The sequence below is a fragment of the Variovorax sp. 10N420 genome, from assembly GCF_056394705.1.
In genome coordinates this window covers 220,128-236,775 of the sequence record NZ_JBFTIJ010000007.1, presented here as the reverse complement: position 1 = coordinate 236,775, position 16,648 = coordinate 220,128, and the positions used below count along the sequence as shown (strand labels likewise).

Sequence of the window (16,648 nt, the reverse complement as noted above, 5' to 3'; positions counted from 1 at the left end):
TGCGCCGCTCAGGGGTTGGAACGCACGACCGCGCTCGCAACCGAGCCGGCCGAGGCGACCGGCGTGAGACGCACCGCGGTGCCTTCGCGAAGCGGACCGACACTGCCCGCGATCACTGTCGCGCCATCGTCGATGCCGCGCACCGCCACCATGGTCTGTCCTTCCGCGTGGCCACGCATGCCCGTTTCGACCGTGCGATGCGCGATGCGGCCGTCGATCACGATTTGCACGTAAGGTGCGGGCTTGTCGGTGCGCACCGCGGACAAAGGCAATGCGAGTGTTTCCGTGCGGCCCACGTCGATCGTGCCTTGAGCGAAGAGCCCCTGGCGAAAGCCGGTGCTGCGGTCCAGTTGCAGATAGACGAGCACGCTGCGGCTGCCTGCCTGCGCGCTGGGGTTGACGCGCACCACGGTCGCGCCGAGGCTGCGGTCGCTGCCTTGGCGGTCGGCGCCGCCGCCTTCGATCTGAAGCACCGCACGCTGGCCCACACGAACCGCCACTGAGTCGGCGGCGGCCAGCGTGGCTTCGACTTCGATGCGGCTCAGGTCGACGACTTCGATCACCTTGGTGTCGATGGCCACGCGCTCGCCGGACTGCGCCAGCCGCTGAGCCACCTGTCCGGTGATGGGGCTCCTGAGCACCGTGTCGTCGAGCGACTTGCGGGCCACATCCACGGCGGCAAGCGCCGCGCGATGCGTGGAGAGTGCGGAATTGAGATTCGACTGCGAGGTGTCCAGCGCCGTTCGCGAGATGAAGCCCTGGTCGACCAGGGCCTTGTTGTTGTCGAAGGTGCGCTGTGCCACTTCGGCCTGGGCGCGGGCGGAATCGGCCTGTTCCTGGGCCTGACGCATGCGGGAGCGGTATTCGATCGGGTCGATGCGTGCGATGACCTGGCCTGCCTTGACGGTATCGCCTTCACGCACCGTGAGACCGATGAGTTCGCCCGCCACGCGTGCCTTGACCGCTGCCCAGTCGACCGCCTTGAGCGTGCCCGACACCGCCAGGGTTTCGGCGAGTTCGCGGCGGGTCGCCCGCACCACGTCGGCCGATGAAAGCTCCACCACGGTTGCGGCCGGCTTGGCGCTTGCCGCAACGGCTGCCTGATGCGCCTTGCGGGCGCCAATGGCGCGCACGATGCCGCCGAGCACAAGAACGAGGATGAGGGCCGCGGCGACCCACTTGATGGAACGCTTCATACGCCGGCCTTGGGCGCACGCAGGCCGTTGAGGACGATTTCGGCCTGGAGGGCCAGGTACTTCTGGGGGTCGATTTCGGATTCTCCGTCGACGCAAATGGCAGCAGAGTGCTTCCACAGCATCAGGAACATCATCGGAGCGATGACGGCATAGATGGCAAGGTCCACGTCGACCGGCGCGAACTCGCCGCTGTCGACGCCGCGCCGCACGATGCGCCGCAGCAGCGCGTGTCCGGGGCGGACCACTTCGCGCCGATAGAACTCGGCGAGCTCAGGGAAATTCCGGCCTTCGCTCAGCATGAGCTTGGCGAGGCCGGAGGCTTGGGTGGAGCCGACGCGCTCCCACCAGATGCGCATGCAATAGCGCAGCATGTCGGCCGTGGAGCCTTCGAAGGCTTCGAACTCGCGGTTCCATTCAGTGAATCGGCCGGAGAGGTTTTCGACGACGACCGCCTTGAAGAGCTCTTCCTTGCTCGGGAAGTAGAGAAAGAGCGTGCCCTTGGAGACGCCGGCCCGCGCCGCGACCTCTTCCGATCGGGTGGCGGCAAAGCCCTTTTCCACGAACAGATCAAGCGCGGCCTGGAGCAACTCGCCCGGACGGGCTTCCTTGCGGCGCTCGCGCTTGGCGCGCACCGGACAGATCTTGTCGCTGAGGAATCGGGGGGCTGGCATTGGGTTACTGACTGGCGGGTTAGTAATGTAGTGAGGCGCCCAATTTGCGTCAAGCCGTCAAAATGCTGGTTCGACAAATACGTCTCTGGAGCCCTCATGACCGACCCGACAACCACAACGGCAGCCACGACGAAAACGACGGCGCAAACGGAAACCATCGTCCTCGGCGGCGGCTGCTTCTGGTGCACCGAAGCCGTGTTCGATCGCGTCCGCGGCGTGGTCGACGTCGAATCCGGCTACAGCAACGGCCAGGTCATGCATCCGAGCTACGAACAGGTCTGCACTGGGCGCACCGGCCATACCGAAGTCGTGAAGGTGCAATTCGACCCCGTCGAGATCTCGCTTCGACAGATCCTGGAGATCTTCTTCGTCGTGCATGACCCGACCACGCTCAACCGCCAGGGCAACGACGTCGGCACGCAGTATCGCAGCGGCATCTACTACACGAACGATGCGCAGAAGAAGGTGGCCGAAGACGTGATCCGCGAGATCACCGAAAGCAAGACCTATCGCTCGCCCATCGTGACCGAGGTGAAGGCGCTGGACAACTACTCGACGGCCGAGGCCTATCACCAGGACTACTTCCTGAACAACCCGAACCAGGGCTATTGCTCTTTCGTCGTCGGGCCGAAGGTCGAGAAGTTCCAGAAGACCTTCGCTTCGTATCTGAAAGCTTGACTCGGAGCGCTCGATGAGTTCCAGCGAAACGGGCGGGCTGGAGAGCCGGTCCGTCCGGGTCCGCGGCCGGGTGCAGGGCGTGGGCTATCGCGAAGCGTGCGTGCGGCATGCACGCGCGCTCGACGTCACCGGCTGGGTGCGCAATCGGGCGGACGGCTCGGTCGAAGTCCTGCTGCAAGGATGGCCGAGCCAGTTGGCGCACATGTGCGAGTGGCTGCGCACGGGTGTTCCGGGAGCGCGGGTCGACTCGATCGAGGTTACGGACGTGCAGCGGCCTTCCAAGAGGCTGGATGGGTTCGAACGCCTGCCCACCGCTTAGGCCGGTATCCTCGCCGCCGTGAATGCTTCCGTCCTCGCCTCACTGTTGCCTGTCGTCTTGCTCATCGCCGTCGGGTTCTTTGCAGGGCGAATGGGCTGGGTCGGCGGGGGCGCACTGCGTGACCTGTCGAACCTGATCTTCCTCCTTCTGGCGCCGGCGCTGCTCTTCCGGTCGATGAGCACCGTGCGCGTGGAGGAACTCAGCCTTCGGCCGGTGGCCGCGTACTTCATCGCGGCCGGGCTGATCTTCGGGGGGACGATGCTGTGGCGGGGCTTCAACCGCACGGCCGCTGTTCTCGCGCTCGCCAACACTTACAGCAACACGGTGATGATCGGGATTGCGCTGGTCAGTCTGGCGTATGGACCCGAGGGCATGGTCGTGCTGCTGACGCTGGTCTCGTTGCATTCGCTGGTGCTGTTGACCAGCGCGACCGTCGTACTCGAAATGGCAGTGGCGCACGAGCATGCCGCGAGCAGCGGCGAAGCGCGTCCGGCCTCGGCGAGAGTCGTCGGTCGGGCGCTCTATCACGCGATCATTCATCCAGTGCCGCTGCCGATCATTGCCGGTCTTCTGTTCGCTCAATCGGGGCTGCACATGCCGGAGGCCATCGACACGCCCATCGCCTTGCTGGGGGGCGCCTTCAGTCCGGTTGCGCTGGTCATGGTCGGCATCACGCTGGCGTTGACGCCCGTGGGCGAGCACTGGCGTGGCGCGCTGGTCCAGGCGCTCGTCAAGAACCTGGTGCACCCGCTGCTGGTGGCCGGCATCGGTCTGGCGCTGGGACTGCGGGGGATACCGCTCACGGTGATGGTGGTGGCCGCGGCACTGCCCATCGGCGCCAATGTCTTCCTGTTTTCGCAGCGCTATCGCACCGCCGAACAACTCGTGACCGCCAGCATGGTCGTGTCCACGGCTTTGGCGCTCGTCACGCTGACCCTCGTCATGGCGCTCGCGAATCACCTCTAGCGCAGGGGCGCCAGCGCGCGTCAGGGTGCGAGGCGTTCGCGCACCCAGGCGCCGCTTTCGATCCGATAGCGAAGCCGGTCGTGCAGGCGGCTCTTGCGGCCTTGCCAGAATTCCCAGCGATCGGGCATCAGCCGAAAGCCGCCCCAATGCGGCGGCCGTGGCGGCGAAAGCAGATGTCGCGCCGCCTGCACCGCGGCGTTCTTCACCAGCACGTCGCGCCCGCTGATGACTTCGCTTTGCGGACTGGCCCACGCGCCAATGCGCGAATCGAGCGGGCGGCTTGCAAAGTAGGCGTCGCTTTCGGCGTCGCTGACCCTTTCGACGCGGCCCTCGATGCGCACCACCCGTTCGAGTTCGACCCAGTGGAATTGCAGCGCTGCGTACGGGTTGCCGGCGAGGTCCTGACCCTTGCGGCTGTTGTAGTTCGTGTACCAGACGATTCCGCGAGCGTCGTAGCCCTTGATCAAGACGATGCGGGTGGAAGGTCGCAGGTCGCCGCCGACGGTGGCCAGCGTCATCGCGTTCGGCTCGGGGAGCTTGGCGTCGATAGCCTCGGCCAGCCAGCGTTCGAATTGCTGCAGCGGATCGGCGGCGCTGCCGTTTTCGTCAAGTTCGGCGCGCTCGTAGCTCTTGCGCAGTGCGGCCAGCGATTCGGTGGGAGAACTCATGCCGCCATTGTTGCGCATGCGAAGGGAAGATACTGCGGAGATGAATGAGCTGAACGAAGCGTCCGAGCCCCGTCGGCCGACGGTCATCGTGCTGGCCTCCGGCCGTGGCGAGCGCTTCAAGGCGGCCGGCGGCGTCGGACACAAACTCCAGGCGCCGCTGGGCAGTGCGACAGTGCTTGCGCACACGCTCGCCTCGGTGCGTGCGAGCGGCTTGCCATGGCATGTCGAGGACGTGGGGCACCCCGGCATGGGCGACTCGATCGCAGCGGCCGTGCGCGCCACGCCCGATGCGGGCGGCTGGCTGATTCTTCCGGCCGACCTGCCCTTGGTCCAGCCGGCCACTCTGCTCGCCATCGCTCGGGCCTTGGTCGAGCCGATGCGCGCCGCTCAGCCACACTACGACGGCCAGAGAGGTCACCCGGTCGGGTTTGCGGCGGCATGCGGCGCGCAACTGGCAGCGCTGTCCGGCAATGTGGGAGCAGCGGCCGTGCTACGGGCGCTCCGGGAGACGCACCAGGTCGCCGAGATCGAGGTGGACGATGTCGGCATCGTCACCGACATCGACACGCCCGAGCAGCTGGCGCACGCCGAATCGCTGCTGCTGGAGCGGCTCAGCCGCGAGTGATCAGCCCGCAGGCGATGCGCGGGCCCGAGTTGCCGGCCGGCTGCGAGGTGAAGTCGTCGCGGTCGCGATGTACGACCAGCGCCCGTCCGACCACGTTGTTCACCGCGCCTTCCGTCAGCGAAATCGAATGCACGTCGACACTGAATTTGGCTGCACCGCTGGCATCGGCGACCAAGCTGGGCAACTCGCCCGCATGGCTGCCCGGCGCTGCGAACTTGCCATGCGTGCCCCCGGATGGATTGAAGTGGGCGCCCGACGCGTTGCCGTTGTCGCCGCAGTCGCCTTTTTCGTGGATATGGAAGCCATGCTCGGTGCCAGGCGGAAGACCACGCACTTCGCCCGCGACGCGCACGCCATGTTCGAGCGGCGTGAAAGTCACCTTGCCCATGGTCGGGTTCGGCGAAATCGCTGCGGTCGGCGCGAGATTGGCGGTGGCGCCCACTCCCGAGCCCATGGTGCCGCAAGCAGCGATCAGGCTGGCAGATGCAAAGGTGGCAGCGATGGCGATCAATCGGCTCGGCAGGTGCGGCATTGGCGTTACTCCTTGGGTTGAGGCGTGGGTGAGAGCGATGGCTCCGAAGGGTATACCGGAGGCGGCTGATCGCTGCCAATGGCCTGCGACGACAGGCGGGATTCGGCCAGCTTGACCAGCCTCGCCAGCGCCGCGTCGTGGATGCCGTGGTGCTTCAACTCCAGCAATGTCTGTTGTGCATAGTCCAGCGAACTCCCATAGCGGCCGACCGCGGTCTCGAAGATGTGCCGATAGCGCTCGTCAGTCAGTTCGCCGGTGAAATTCGGGCTGTGCCGCGACAGGGTGAAGGCGAGTGCGCGCACCGTCGAATGCGGCGTCTCGCATTCGAGCCAGCGCGGGTCGTAGACGCCAGTCGGCATCTCCCGCAGCCAGAGTCGTCCGAGCGTTTCGAGCCCATCGGCGGCCGGCACGCGAAAAACCATCCCCCGGCAGCATCCACCCGACAACAGCCCGAACACCAGCCCGGGGTTTTCGACGGTGCCGCGATTGACGCGGCTCCACATCTTGAGCGCGCGGTGCCAGCCGTGCACTCGTGCCGGCAGGCGCTCGATGAAGCCGAACTCCGGCCGCCAGATCAGCGACCCATAGCCGAAGAGCCATAGATCCTGGTGGCCGCCCCATTCGTCGATCACACGGTCGAGCATGGGCTTCGGGTCCCGCAGGGGCTTGGGCATCGGGTCCAGCCCCGGAGGGCCCGGGTCGGCAGCTTGGTTGCTGAGGGCGACGCCTACAATTTCGTGATCATGGTTCACCGCACCATTATTTACCGACCCCTCGATTACGGAGACCCGCCCATGTCAGTGATGAACGAAGACGACAGCCAGCAGAATTTCATCCTCGCCTTGGTCATGGGGTTGATAGCGTTGGTGATCCTCTTCGTGATCGGCATCGTGCTCTACCAGAGGAATCACATGAGCGCCGCGCCGGCCGGGCCCGTCGCCGCGTCCGCAGCCGCGCCGGCGACCACCGTGGCCGTCGTCACGGAAACCGTGACCGTCGTGATTCCGGAAGGCGCGAGCATTCGCGTCGCGGGCGACGTCGTGAACTTCTATTTCGCAACGGCCAGCGCCGACATCGCGCCCGGCGCTGCCGAAGCACTGGCGATCGTGATCAAGGGCGTCGAAGCCGGCCACAAGGCAGTCGTGTCCGGCTTCCACGACACCACCGGAGACGCGGCGCTGAACGAGGAACTCGCCAAGAAGCGCGCCGGAATGGTTCGCGATGTCCTCACCGGCCTGGGCGTGCCTGCGGACAAGATCGAGCTGAAGCGACCGCCCGTGACCGCCGGCACCGGCGACGACGCGGAAGCGCGCCGGGTCGAAGTGAAGTTGGTGGATTAGCCCTACACCAGTGCCTCCACCAGTGCCTCGCGGGAGCCGGTACGATTCACCCCCGAGCTGCCGCACATGGCAGCTCATCGGCAGTGCGACAAATTCCATGACTACACACCCCACAGTCCGCGATGTCACCGACCGTATCCGCGAGCGCAGCCGTCCGCTGCGCAGCGCTTACCTCCAGCGTCTGAGCGAAATCCGCGACCGTGATCGCGGTTCGGACCGCATGGGCTGCGCGAATGTGGCCCATGCCGTTGCGGGTATTCCTGCCAACGACAAGATCAAGGTGGTGGCCGAGCGCGCACCCAACATCGGCATCGTCACAGCCTACAACGACATGCTGTCGGCGCATTCGCCGTACCAAGGCTATCCGGACATCATCAAGCACGAGGCTCGCCGCCAGGGCGCCACCGCGCAAGTCGCGGGAGGCGTGCCGGCGATGTGCGACGGCGTGACGCAGGGAACGCCCGGCATGGAGCTCAGCCTCTTCAGCCGGGACGTCATCGCGATGGGCACGGCGGTGGCGCTCACGCACGACATGTTCGATGCCGCGCTGCTGCTCGGCGTCTGCGACAAGATCGTGCCGGGGCTGCTGATCGGCGCCTTGCACTTCGGGCATCTGCCGATGGTGTTCGTGCCGGCGGGGCCGATGCCTTCGGGGCTCTCCAACAGCGCCAAGTCCAAGGTTCGCGAACAGGCGGCCCAGGGGCTGGTCGGGCGGCAGGGGCTTCTCGAGGCCGAAATGCAGGCCTATCACGCCCCAGGCACGTGCACCTTCTACGGCACGGCCAACAGCAACCAGATGTTGCTTGAAGCCATGGGACTGCACGTGCCCGGAACGGCGTTCATCCAGCCCGGCGATTCGATGCGCGAGGCTTTGACGCGCGAAGCTGCGCGCACCGTGCTGGGGCGCGCTTCCGATGCACCCCATGCCGTGCCTCCGATCGGCCAAATGGTCGACGAGCGCGTCATCGTCAATGCGATGGTTGCACTGCTTGCGACGGGCGGCTCGACCAACCACCTGATCCACTGGGTTGCGGTCGCGCGTGCGGCCGGGATCCTCATCGACTGGAACGACTTCTCGGAGCTTTCCGATGTCGTGCCGCTGCTGACGCGGGTCTATCCCAACGGCAGCGCCGACGTCAACGAATTCCAGGCTGCAGGCGGTCCGGGCTTCGTGATCGGCGAACTGCTCGACGCCGGCCTGATGCACGCAGACGTGCTGACGGTGCGGGCTGGCGGCATTCGCGAGTTCGCGAATATTCCGGCGCTGTCCGGTGCGCCCTCTGACGAGCATTCGCTCAAGTGGCAGCCCGCCGCTCCGCTTCGGAATGACGCCGTGACGAGACCCGTGTCCGCGCCCTTCAGCGCGACAGGCGGGCTGAAGCTGCTCAGCGGCAATCTCGGCCGGAGCGTGATCAAGGTTTCGTCCGTTCCGGACGATCGGCACGTGATCGAGGCGCCGGCCCGCGTGTTCGACTCGCAAGGCGCGCTGCAGCAGGCATTCAACGCCGGCGAGCTGGAGCGCGACGTGGTTTGCGTGGTGCGCTGGCAAGGCCCGCAGGCCAACGGCATGCCCGAGCTGCACAAGTTGACGCCGCCTCTGTCCGTGTTGCAGGGCAAGGGCTTCCGGGTGGCGCTGGTCACCGACGGGCGCATGAGCGGCGCTTCAGGCAAGGTGCCGGCGGCGATCCATGTGTCTCCCGAGGCCGCCGCCGGCGGTCCGCTCGCCAAGGTGCTCGACGGCGACCTGATCCGGCTCGACGCGGTGGCCGGCACGCTGACCGTGCTGCTTCCCGAAGACGAATGGACGTCGCGCCAGCCCGCGACCCAATCGCCGGAGCAGCGCGTGGCCAACGGCGTAGGCCTGGGCCGCGACTTGTTCGCCGGCATGCGCCGCAATGCATTGACAGCAGAAGAAGGAGCCTGCACATGGCTGTGACCGAATCGATTTCCGCGCTCGACGTGATGCGCGATGCGCCAGTGATTCCGGTGATCGTGCTGCACGACGTCAAGGACGCAGTGCCGCTGGCGCGCGCCCTTGTGGCGGGTGGCATCCGCATGCTCGAAGTGACGCTGCGCACCCGCGAAGCGCTCGAATGCATCGAGATCATCTCCAAGGAAGTGCCCGAGGCCGTCGCCGGTGCGGGCACGATCCGCAGCGCCGCCGATGCGCAGGCGTCGGCGCTGGCGGGCGCGAAGTTCGGCGTGAGCCCTGGCTACACGCGCGCGGTGGGCAAGGCTTGCCACGACCTGGGTCTGCCGCTGCTCCCGGGCGTTGCCACGGGCAGCGAAATCATGCTTGCCCAGGAGGATGGCTTCACCGAGCTCAAGTTCTTTCCTGCGGTGCAGGCGGGGGGGCTTGCCATGTTGAAGGCCTGGCAGGGGCCTTTCGGCGACGTCAAGTTCTGCCCGACTGGCGGCGTTCACGCGGGCAATGCGCGTGAGTTTCTTGCGCTCGCCAATGTCGCCTGCGTCGGTGGGTCGTGGATCGTACCGACGGACGCAATTGCCGCCGGTGACTGGTCCCGGATCGAGGCGCTCGCGCGCGAGGCGAGCAAGCTGGCGCGATGAGCGGCACGGCTGAGCTCGGTGACCTGAAGGTCATCGCCTTCGACGTCTTCGGCACGGTCGTCGACTGGTATTCCGGCATTGCCGCCGAGGCCGAGCGAATCGTCCCGGGCGTCGACGGAGGCGCCTTTGCGCTGGCCTGGCGGGCAGGCTACCAGCCCGCCATGCGGAGCGTGATGGCGCGAATCGCGGCAGGCGAGGGCGGTTTCACGCTGCTTGACGAACTGCACATGGGCATGCTCGGCAACGTGCTGCGCGACTTCGGCATCGATGATCTCGATGCGACGCGAAAGCGCGACCTCAACAAGGCATGGCACCGGCTCCCCGCGTGGGCCGACACGGTGGAGGGGCTGACACGGCTCAAGCGCAAGTACATCATCTGCACGCTCTCGAACGGCAACATCGGCCTGCTGACGGAAATGGCCAAGCACGCCGGACTGCCATGGGACTGCGTGCTTTCCGCCGAAGTGTTCAAGGCCTACAAGCCGGACCCGCGCACCTATGTCGGCGTCGCAAGTGTCTTCGACGTATCTCCCGGGCAGGTGATGCTGGCGGCTGCGCATCACGATGACCTGGCCGCTGCGCGGACCTGCGGACTGCGCACCGGCTACATCGAGCGGCCGCTTGAATTCGGACCTTCGCGGCCTAAGGATGTGTCGCCCCAGCCCGAGAACACGCTGCACGCTCGCGACATCGGCCATCTGGCGGATCTGCTGGGCTGCTGATGCTTCAATCCACGGCGCAGCAAACGGCTCAGGCGGAGCGCCACTTCAGGGCCGGGCAAGCCGCGCTTGCCGAGGATCTGTTGCGCAAGGTGATCGCGCGCGATCCGAAGGTCGCCAAGGCCTACGAGCTGCTGGCGTACATCTGCGGCAATCGCCAGGACCTGGCGGCATGCGAGGAATTCCTGGAGAAGGCGGCAGCCCTGCCCCAGTGTTCCCCGGAAGCGCTGTTCTATCTCGGACGAGCGCAGTTGCAACGCGGGCGGGCGCGCGAGGCGGTGGGATCGTTCGATCGCGCGATGAAGCAGGCCGGAGAATTCTTCGAGGGGCTGCACGAATTGGGCGTAGCGCACAGTGCGCTCGGGGCGCATGACGCCGCTTTGCAGGCTTTTCGGCGGGCCGAGCGTCTCAATCCGCGATCGCGCGAATTGCAGTCCAACCTTGCGGACACGCTGGCGGCATTGCAGCAATTCGGGCAGGCGCTCCAGCACTACGACCGCGCGCTGACGCTCGATCCGAAATTCGTACAGGCTTGGGCGAATCGCGGCACGGTGCTGACCGAACTCGGTCGCGGGCCGGACGCACTTGAAAGCTATACACGCGCATTGGCGCTGGCGCCTGAAGACGTGCCCACCTTGATGAACCGCGCCGCCACGCTGACCGTGCTCAAGCGACACGCCGAAGCGCTCTCCTGCTATGACGAGGTCGCCCGTCTTGCGCCGGATACGGACTATCTGCGCGGGCAGCGGCTGCATGCGGCGATGTTCGTCGGCCGATGGGACGGCTGGGCGGATCAGGTCGGTGACATCGTGGCGCGGGTCGAAGCCGGTGAAAAGGCGGCGATGCCTTTCGCGCTCACCGCGACGCCCGCGAGTTCGGCCATCTTGCTGAAATGTGCTCGCACCTATGCGCAGGACAAGCACCCCGCGCGCGAGCCGACAGCAGTTCTCGCTCCGGTTGTACGTGACCCGGGGCGAAAGCTGCGGGTCGGCTACTTTTCGACCGACTTCCGCGAGCATCCGGTCTCGCAGCTGATTGCGCGCGTGCTGGAGTGCCACGATCGCGGTCGCTTCGAATGGTTCGGCTTTGCGCTTGGGCCTCCGGTGCGCGACGAGATGGGCGCGCGCATTGCGGCGGCTTTCGATCATTTCGCGCATGTCGGGGACCGAAGCGATGCAGCCATCGCAACCATGGCGCGTGATGCCGGCATCGACATCGCGGTCGACCTCAACGGCTTTACCGAAGGCGCGCGGCCGGACATCTTCGCGCGGCGCGCGGCGCCCGTGCAGGTCAACTATCTCGGCTACCCCGGCACCATGGGCTGCGACTACATGGACTACATCGTGGCCGATGCGACGCTCATCGCGCCGGACGAATACGCGCACTACGCGGAAAAGATCGTCGTGCTGCCGGACTCCTACCAAGCGAACGACAACACGAAGCGCGTCGCCGAGGGAATGACCACCCGCGAAAGCTCGGGCCTTCCGCCCAATGGTTTCGTCTTCGCGTGCTTCAACAGCAACTACAAGATCACGCCAGACGTGTTCGACGTCTGGATGCGGTTGCTGCGAAACGTGCCCAGTAGTGTGCTGTGGCTGCTGGAGGGCAACGCCGATGCCCGCAGTGCGATCGAGGCCGAAGCGAGCCGGCGCGGCGCGGGTGCGGAGCGCATCGTCTGGGCGCCGCGCATGCCGCTGGCTGAGCATCTGGCGCGGCACGCCCATGCCGATCTGTTCCTGGACACCTTCCACTACAACGCGCACACGACGGGGGGCGATGCGCTCTGGAGTGGGCTTCCCGTGTTGACGCTGGCCGGCCCGACCTTCGCTTCACGCGTCTGCGCGAGCTTACTCGGCGCAGTAGGCCTGCCCGAGCTGGTGACCCACACCGTTGAGGCGTACGAAGCATTGGCCTTGGCGCTGGCGACCTCGCCGGAACGCCTCGCCGAACTTCGTGGCCGACTGCAGATGAATCGCAAGACCATGCCGCTGTTCGATTCGCCGCTTTTCGCACGGCGGATCGAAGCGGCCTACGAGGCGATGTGGGACCGCCATCAGCGCGGCTTGGCGCCCGATCACATCCGGATCAGCGACGCCGCCGAGCCGGTGCTCTAGCGCAGTCCGCCGCCCGCAGCGGCTTCGGCGCGCTGGATCAGTTCAATTTTGTAGCCATCCGGGTCCGTCACGAAAGCGATGACCGTGGTGCCGCCCTTGACCGGGCCGGCTTCGCGCGTGACGTTGCCGCCGGACGCCTTGATCTTTTCGCACGCCGCGTATGCGTCAGGGACTCCCAGTGCGATGTGGCCGTAGGCGGTGCCGAGCTCGTAGCTTTCCGTTCCCCAGTTGTAGGTCAGTTCGATTTCAGCCTGGGCCGGATTGCCTTCGTAGCCGACGAACGCGAGGCTGTACTTGTATTCGGAGTTCTCGGAGGTGCGCAGCAGTTGCATGCCGAGCACTTGCGTGTAGAAATCGATGGAGCGCTGGAGATTGCCAACGCGCAGCATGGTGTGGAGGATTCGCATCTCGTGGGTCGCCGTTGAAATTGTTGGTCGACGATTGTCGCGCTTGGGCGCGGGATCAGCGATTCGGCATCTCGAACACCAGGCAGGTCGTCGTCGCATGTGCATACAGGGTGCCGTCCGCGCCGACGAGCCGGGCTTCGGCGGTCGCAAGCTGCCTGCCGCAGTGGATCACAGTGCCTTCGGCGCGCACGCGCTGGACCTTGGGCGTCAGCGCCTTGACCAGGTTCACGCTCAACTCAGCCGTGGTGTAGGCGCGGCCGACCGGCATCATGGTGTGCACCGCGCAGCCGAGTGCCGAATCGAGCAGCGTGGCAAACCAGCCTCCGTGGACGGTGCCGAGCGGATTCAGGTGCTCTTGCAGCGGCGTTCCCTGGAAGACCGCGCGACCTGCCGCGACGTCGATCAGCTGGAAATGCAGGGTCTTCGCCATTTGGGCGTACGGAATCTCCGCTTGAAGCATCGCTTGCATCACTTCAAGTCCGGTCTTGCCGGCAATCTGGTCTGGCCTTGCGAGACCGGGCCCAGGGCCAGCGTCGAGCCGCTTGTTGATGGCGTCTTCCTCGGCGATCCAGGCAGCCAGTCGATCCGTCGATGTCATTCAGGTTTCCTTAACAGTTGCATATGCAATGATTGTAGCTACAATCGTTCGCATGAATGCCACCGTCAAACCCCAGGGCTGCACCAATTTCAGGTTGCGTCACTTGATGCGGCAGGTCGCGCGCCACTACGACGCGGAGGTCGCCAAGAGCGGGCTCAAGACCACGCAGTACTCGTTGCTGTCGCACGTGCTTCACCTGGGGCCGCTGCGGCCGGTGGACCTGGCGCAGGCCATGGGCGTTGAAGCGTCGACGCTGACGCGCAATCTCAAGCCGATGATTGCCGCCGGCTGGCTCTTGCAGGGCGAGGGACCCGACGCGCGCAGCCGCCTTATCGAAATCACGGACGAAGGCCGCGAGAAGCGCGCCGAAGCCCAGCGCCATTGGCGCGCGGCGCAAGAGCAGCTCAATGAAGTGCTCGGGATCGAGCGTGTGGTGGCTCTGCATGCGCTGATCGACGAAAGCATCGAACTGCTGCAGATCGCCGACCAACTGACCGAGGAAAACGCCCATGAATGATCGAAACATCACCGCTGCAGCGCCTGTCGCACCAGTCGCACCAGCCGCGGGCTTCGCCATCGGCCTGGTGCTTCTCGCGGCCGCCGGCACCTTCGCGCTGACCATGGGCGTGCGGCAGACGATGGGTTTGTTCCTCTCGTCGCTGAACACGTCGACCGGCCTGGGCATCGGCAGCATCAGTCTCGCGTTCGCGTTCGGGCAGCTCTGGTGGGGCCTGACGCAGCCTTTTGCGGGCGCGGTGGCCGATCGCATCGGCACGGGGCGCGTGGTCTTCATGGGCGTGGTGTTGGTGGCGCTCGGCACCTTCATTACGCCGCTGATGAGCACGACGGGTGGCCTGATCTTCGCCATCGGCGTGTTGGCCGCCGGAGGCGCAGGCATGGCCGGGCCATCTGTGCTGATGGCCGCGACGACGCGCCTCGTACCGGCGCACAAGCGCGGTCTTGCCACGGGTGTGGTGAATGCGGGCGGCTCCTTCGGCCAGTTCGCCATGGCGCCAATCGCAATCGGCCTGATGGCCACCGTTGGCTGGGCGAGCGCAATGCAATGGCTGGCCGTTCTGATCCTGCTGGCGCTGCCTGCCGTCTTGGTGCTGAAGGGCAACTCGAATCAACTCGCAGCGCAGTCCGCGGCCGCCAGCGGCATCAAGCCGCTTACTGCACGCGAAGCCATCGGCCAGGCGATCGGAACGCCGAGCTATCGCTACTTGAGCCTCGGCTTCCTGGTCTGCGGCTTCCATGTGGCGTTTCTCGCCACGCACCTGCCGGGCGTGATCGCCGCGTGCGGCCTGCCGCCGGAGATCGGCGGGTGGGCACTCGGGATGATCGGCCTCTTCAACATCGTCGGCAGCCTGGCCATGGGCTGGGCCGTGGGGCGCTGGCGCATGAAGTCGCTGCTGGCGCTGCTCTATGCGACGCGTGGCATTGCGGTGCTCGTCTTCCTGCTGGCTCCCAAGACGCCAGCAGTGATGCTGATCTTCGCGGCGGTGATGGGCATCACCTTTCTTTCGACGGTGCCGCCCACGGCAGGGCTGGTCGCCAAGATGTTCGGGCCGGCCAACATGGCGATGCTGTTCGGCATCGTGATGCTGGCGCACCAGATCGGCGGCTTCCTTGGCGCCTTTCTCGGCGGCTATGTGTTCCAGGCCACCGGCAGTTACGACATCGTCTGGTACATCGACATTGCCCTCGCAGCCGGCGCGGCACTGATCAACCTGCCCATTCGCGAAGCACGGCCGGCAATGCTCGCGAAGGCGGCAGCATGAGCGCTCAAGAGCGTGTAGCAATGAGCGCGCCCCAAGGTGTCGATCCGCGCACGCGGCTGTTGCTCGAAGCGCCGATCGTGCCGACCTTGCTGCGGCTTGCCGCGCCCAATGTGCTGGTGATGATCGCGCAGGCGTCCGTGGGGCTGATCGAAACCTACTTCGTCGGCAAGCTGGGCACCGATGCGCTTGCCGGCATGGCGCTGGTCTTCCCGATCGTGATGCTGATGCAGATGACATCGGCCGGCGCGATGGGCGGCGGCATCGCTTCGTCCATTGCACGTGCGCTCGGCGCGCGGCGCCGCGACGATGCCGACGCGCTGGTGCTGCATGCGATCGCAATCGCCCTGGGCTTCGGATTGCTCTTCATGCTGGTTCTGCTGCTCGGCGGTCGCTGGCTCTACATGCTCATGGGCGGGACCGGCGCGTCGCTCGGCGCGGCGATGGCCTACTCCAACGTGGTGTTCGCGGGTGCTGTGCTGGTGTGGCTCTTCAATTCGCTGGCCGCGGTGATTCGCGGAACCGGCAACATGGCCGTACCGGCGAACGTGACTGTCGCCGGCGTGGTCGTCCTCATTCCACTGTCGCCATTGCTGATTTTCGGCTGGGGACCGATTCCGGGCTTGGGGATTGCCGGCGGTGCCGTCGCGTTGCTGCTTTACTACCTTGGCGGATCGGTCGCGCTCTGGATCTATCTTCGCTCCAGCCGCAGTCTGCTGAAGCCTTCGATGGCGAACGCGCGCTTTCGCTGGCCGCTGTTCAGCGACATCCTGCGCATCGGCCTCATTGGCGCAATTTCCACTGTCGCGACGAATCTGTCGATCGGCATCGCGACCGCGCTGTCGGGTCATTTCGGCCCGGGTGCGATCGCCGGCTACGGCACGGCTGCACGTCTCGAATACCTGCTGGTGCCGCTCGTGTTCGGGCTCGGCGCACCGTTGGTCGCCATGGTCGGCACCTGCATCGGTGCTGGCCAGCGCGAGCGGGCATTGCATGCGACGTGGGCCGGTGCTGCCATCGCTTTTGTGCTGACAGGCGCCATCGGCCTGGCTGCTGCGTTGTTCCCGAGACCCTGGCTGATGTTGTTCGGCAGCGATCCGGCAATGCTCGAAACAGGCGCGCAGTATCTGCGTGCAGCCGGGCCGTTCTATGGCTTCTTCGGCGTCGGGCTGGTGCTGTACTTTGCATCGCAGGGGGCAGGGCGACTGCTGTGGCCCGTCATCGGAAACATCGCGCGTCTCGTGGTCGCCGGGATCGGCGGTTGGATCGCCCTGCGTTGGGGCGGCACGCTCATGCATGTGTTCTTCGCGCAAGGCCTCGCGCTGATGGTCTACGGCGGCGTCACGGCTGCAGCCGTCGCCGGCGGCGTCTGGTTTGGCCGTATCGGCTGGCCCCGCACCACGACAGGGCTGTTGCGCCGCATGCAACTCTCCTGATCGACTCTCCTGATTTTTCCCGAAACTTCCTGA

General features: G+C 66.0%; 19 protein-coding genes. 12 read left to right on the top strand and 7 right to left on the bottom strand.

Annotated features, from left to right (window positions below; genetic code table 11):
- Positions 1-8: 8 nt before the first annotated feature.
- Entirely contained in the window at positions 9-1,196 is a 1,188-nt protein-coding gene (locus tag AC1DEK_RS19880) for an efflux RND transporter periplasmic adaptor subunit (RefSeq protein ID WP_478126989.1), read from the bottom strand.
- The gene (locus tag AC1DEK_RS19875; protein ID WP_478126988.1) at positions 1,193-1,867 is read right to left on the bottom strand and encodes a TetR/AcrR family transcriptional regulator; all 675 of its coding nucleotides are present in this window, start codon (positions 1,865-1,867) and stop codon (positions 1,193-1,195) included. Before AC1DEK_RS19875 ends, AC1DEK_RS19880 begins: the two co-directional genes overlap by 4 nt.
- 96 nt (positions 1,868-1,963) lie before the next feature.
- Between AC1DEK_RS19875 and msrA the strand changes: the two genes are divergently transcribed.
- Genes msrA through AC1DEK_RS19860 form a run of 3 tightly spaced genes read left to right on the top strand, consistent with a single transcriptional unit; the run spans position 1,964 to position 3,830 of the window.
- Positions 1,964-2,545 (top strand): peptide-methionine (S)-S-oxide reductase MsrA, encoded by a 582-nt coding sequence (msrA, locus tag AC1DEK_RS19870; protein ID WP_478126987.1) that lies wholly within the window; start codon positions 1,964-1,966, stop codon positions 2,543-2,545.
- Between the two features lie 13 nt (positions 2,546-2,558).
- Complete coding sequence (locus tag AC1DEK_RS19865) at positions 2,559-2,864, top strand: acylphosphatase (protein ID WP_478126986.1); 306 nt, start codon at positions 2,559-2,561, stop codon at positions 2,862-2,864.
- Positions 2,865-2,882: 18 nt separating this feature from the next.
- On the top strand, positions 2,883-3,830 hold the full coding sequence (locus AC1DEK_RS19860; protein WP_478126985.1) for an AEC family transporter: 948 nt from the start codon (positions 2,883-2,885) through the stop codon (positions 3,828-3,830).
- A 20-nt stretch (positions 3,831-3,850) separates the two neighbouring features.
- On the opposite strand, the gene pdxH is transcribed toward AC1DEK_RS19860, so the two are convergent.
- On the bottom strand, positions 3,851-4,516 hold the full coding sequence (gene pdxH / locus AC1DEK_RS19855) for a pyridoxamine 5'-phosphate oxidase (protein WP_478126984.1): 666 nt from the start codon (positions 4,514-4,516) through the stop codon (positions 3,851-3,853).
- A gap of 22 nt (positions 4,517-4,538) precedes the next feature.
- Here pdxH and AC1DEK_RS19850 point away from each other — a divergent pair, with 22 nt between their 5' ends.
- Positions 4,539-5,123, top strand: coding sequence for a nucleotidyltransferase family protein (locus AC1DEK_RS19850; protein ID WP_478126983.1), 585 nt, complete (start codon positions 4,539-4,541; stop codon positions 5,121-5,123).
- Here the strand turns inward: AC1DEK_RS19850 and AC1DEK_RS19845 are convergent.
- Positions 5,110-5,655 (bottom strand): superoxide dismutase family protein, encoded by a 546-nt coding sequence (locus tag AC1DEK_RS19845; protein WP_478126982.1) that lies wholly within the window; start codon positions 5,653-5,655, stop codon positions 5,110-5,112. The genes AC1DEK_RS19850 and AC1DEK_RS19845 overlap by 14 nt on opposite strands.
- Positions 5,656-5,660: 5 nt before the next feature.
- Positions 5,661-6,329, bottom strand: coding sequence for a gamma-glutamylcyclotransferase (locus AC1DEK_RS19840; RefSeq protein ID WP_478126981.1), 669 nt, complete (start codon positions 6,327-6,329; stop codon positions 5,661-5,663).
- Positions 6,330-6,458: 129 nt separating this feature from the next.
- Here AC1DEK_RS19840 and AC1DEK_RS19835 point away from each other — a divergent pair, with 129 nt between their 5' ends.
- The 5 genes from AC1DEK_RS19835 to AC1DEK_RS19815 all read left to right on the top strand — a co-directional run bounded on the left by AC1DEK_RS19835 (position 6,459) and on the right by AC1DEK_RS19815 (position 12,396).
- Positions 6,459-6,995 carry an OmpA family protein gene (locus AC1DEK_RS19835; RefSeq protein ID WP_478127088.1) on the top strand — a complete coding sequence of 179 codons (537 nt, stop codon included), beginning with the start codon at positions 6,459-6,461 and terminating at the stop codon, positions 6,993-6,995.
- A 97-nt stretch (positions 6,996-7,092) separates the two neighbouring features.
- Entirely contained in the window at positions 7,093-8,931 is a 1,839-nt protein-coding gene (gene edd / locus AC1DEK_RS19830; RefSeq protein ID WP_478126980.1) for a phosphogluconate dehydratase, read from the top strand.
- Positions 8,922-9,563, top strand: coding sequence for a bifunctional 4-hydroxy-2-oxoglutarate aldolase/2-dehydro-3-deoxy-phosphogluconate aldolase (eda, locus tag AC1DEK_RS19825; protein ID WP_478126979.1), 642 nt, complete (start codon positions 8,922-8,924; stop codon positions 9,561-9,563). Before edd ends, eda begins: the two co-directional genes overlap by 10 nt.
- Positions 9,560-10,285 (top strand): haloacid dehalogenase type II, encoded by a 726-nt coding sequence (locus AC1DEK_RS19820; RefSeq protein WP_478126978.1) that lies wholly within the window; start codon positions 9,560-9,562, stop codon positions 10,283-10,285. Before eda ends, AC1DEK_RS19820 begins: the two co-directional genes overlap by 4 nt.
- On the top strand, positions 10,285-12,396 hold the full coding sequence (locus AC1DEK_RS19815; RefSeq protein ID WP_478126977.1) for an O-linked N-acetylglucosamine transferase, SPINDLY family protein: 2,112 nt from the start codon (positions 10,285-10,287) through the stop codon (positions 12,394-12,396). The genes AC1DEK_RS19820 and AC1DEK_RS19815 overlap by 1 nt, the downstream gene beginning before the upstream one ends.
- On the opposite strand, the gene gloA is transcribed toward AC1DEK_RS19815, so the two are convergent.
- Positions 12,393-12,803: a lactoylglutathione lyase gene (gene gloA, locus AC1DEK_RS19810; protein ID WP_478126976.1), complete on the bottom strand. Its 411-nt coding sequence runs from the start codon at positions 12,801-12,803 to the stop codon at positions 12,393-12,395. The two genes, AC1DEK_RS19815 and gloA, sit on opposite strands and share 4 nt — an antisense overlap.
- Positions 12,804-12,858: 55 nt before the next feature.
- A complete protein-coding gene (locus AC1DEK_RS19805) occupies positions 12,859-13,401 on the bottom strand; it encodes a PaaI family thioesterase (protein WP_478126975.1) in 543 nt (180 codons plus the stop codon).
- A gap of 52 nt (positions 13,402-13,453) precedes the next feature.
- Between AC1DEK_RS19805 and AC1DEK_RS19800 the strand changes: the two genes are divergently transcribed.
- The 3 genes from AC1DEK_RS19800 to AC1DEK_RS19790 are packed head-to-tail and all read left to right on the top strand — an operon-like array spanning position 13,454 to position 16,615.
- On the top strand, positions 13,454-13,918 hold the full coding sequence (locus AC1DEK_RS19800) for a MarR family winged helix-turn-helix transcriptional regulator (RefSeq protein WP_478126974.1): 465 nt from the start codon (positions 13,454-13,456) through the stop codon (positions 13,916-13,918).
- A complete protein-coding gene (locus AC1DEK_RS19795) occupies positions 13,911-15,182 on the top strand; it encodes an MFS transporter (protein ID WP_478126973.1) in 1,272 nt (423 codons plus the stop codon). Before AC1DEK_RS19800 ends, AC1DEK_RS19795 begins: the two co-directional genes overlap by 8 nt.
- A 20-nt stretch (positions 15,183-15,202) precedes the next feature.
- The gene (locus tag AC1DEK_RS19790; protein WP_478126972.1) at positions 15,203-16,615 is read left to right on the top strand and encodes an MATE family efflux transporter; all 1,413 of its coding nucleotides are present in this window, start codon (positions 15,203-15,205) and stop codon (positions 16,613-16,615) included.
- The last annotated feature ends 33 nt before the right edge of the window (positions 16,616-16,648 follow it).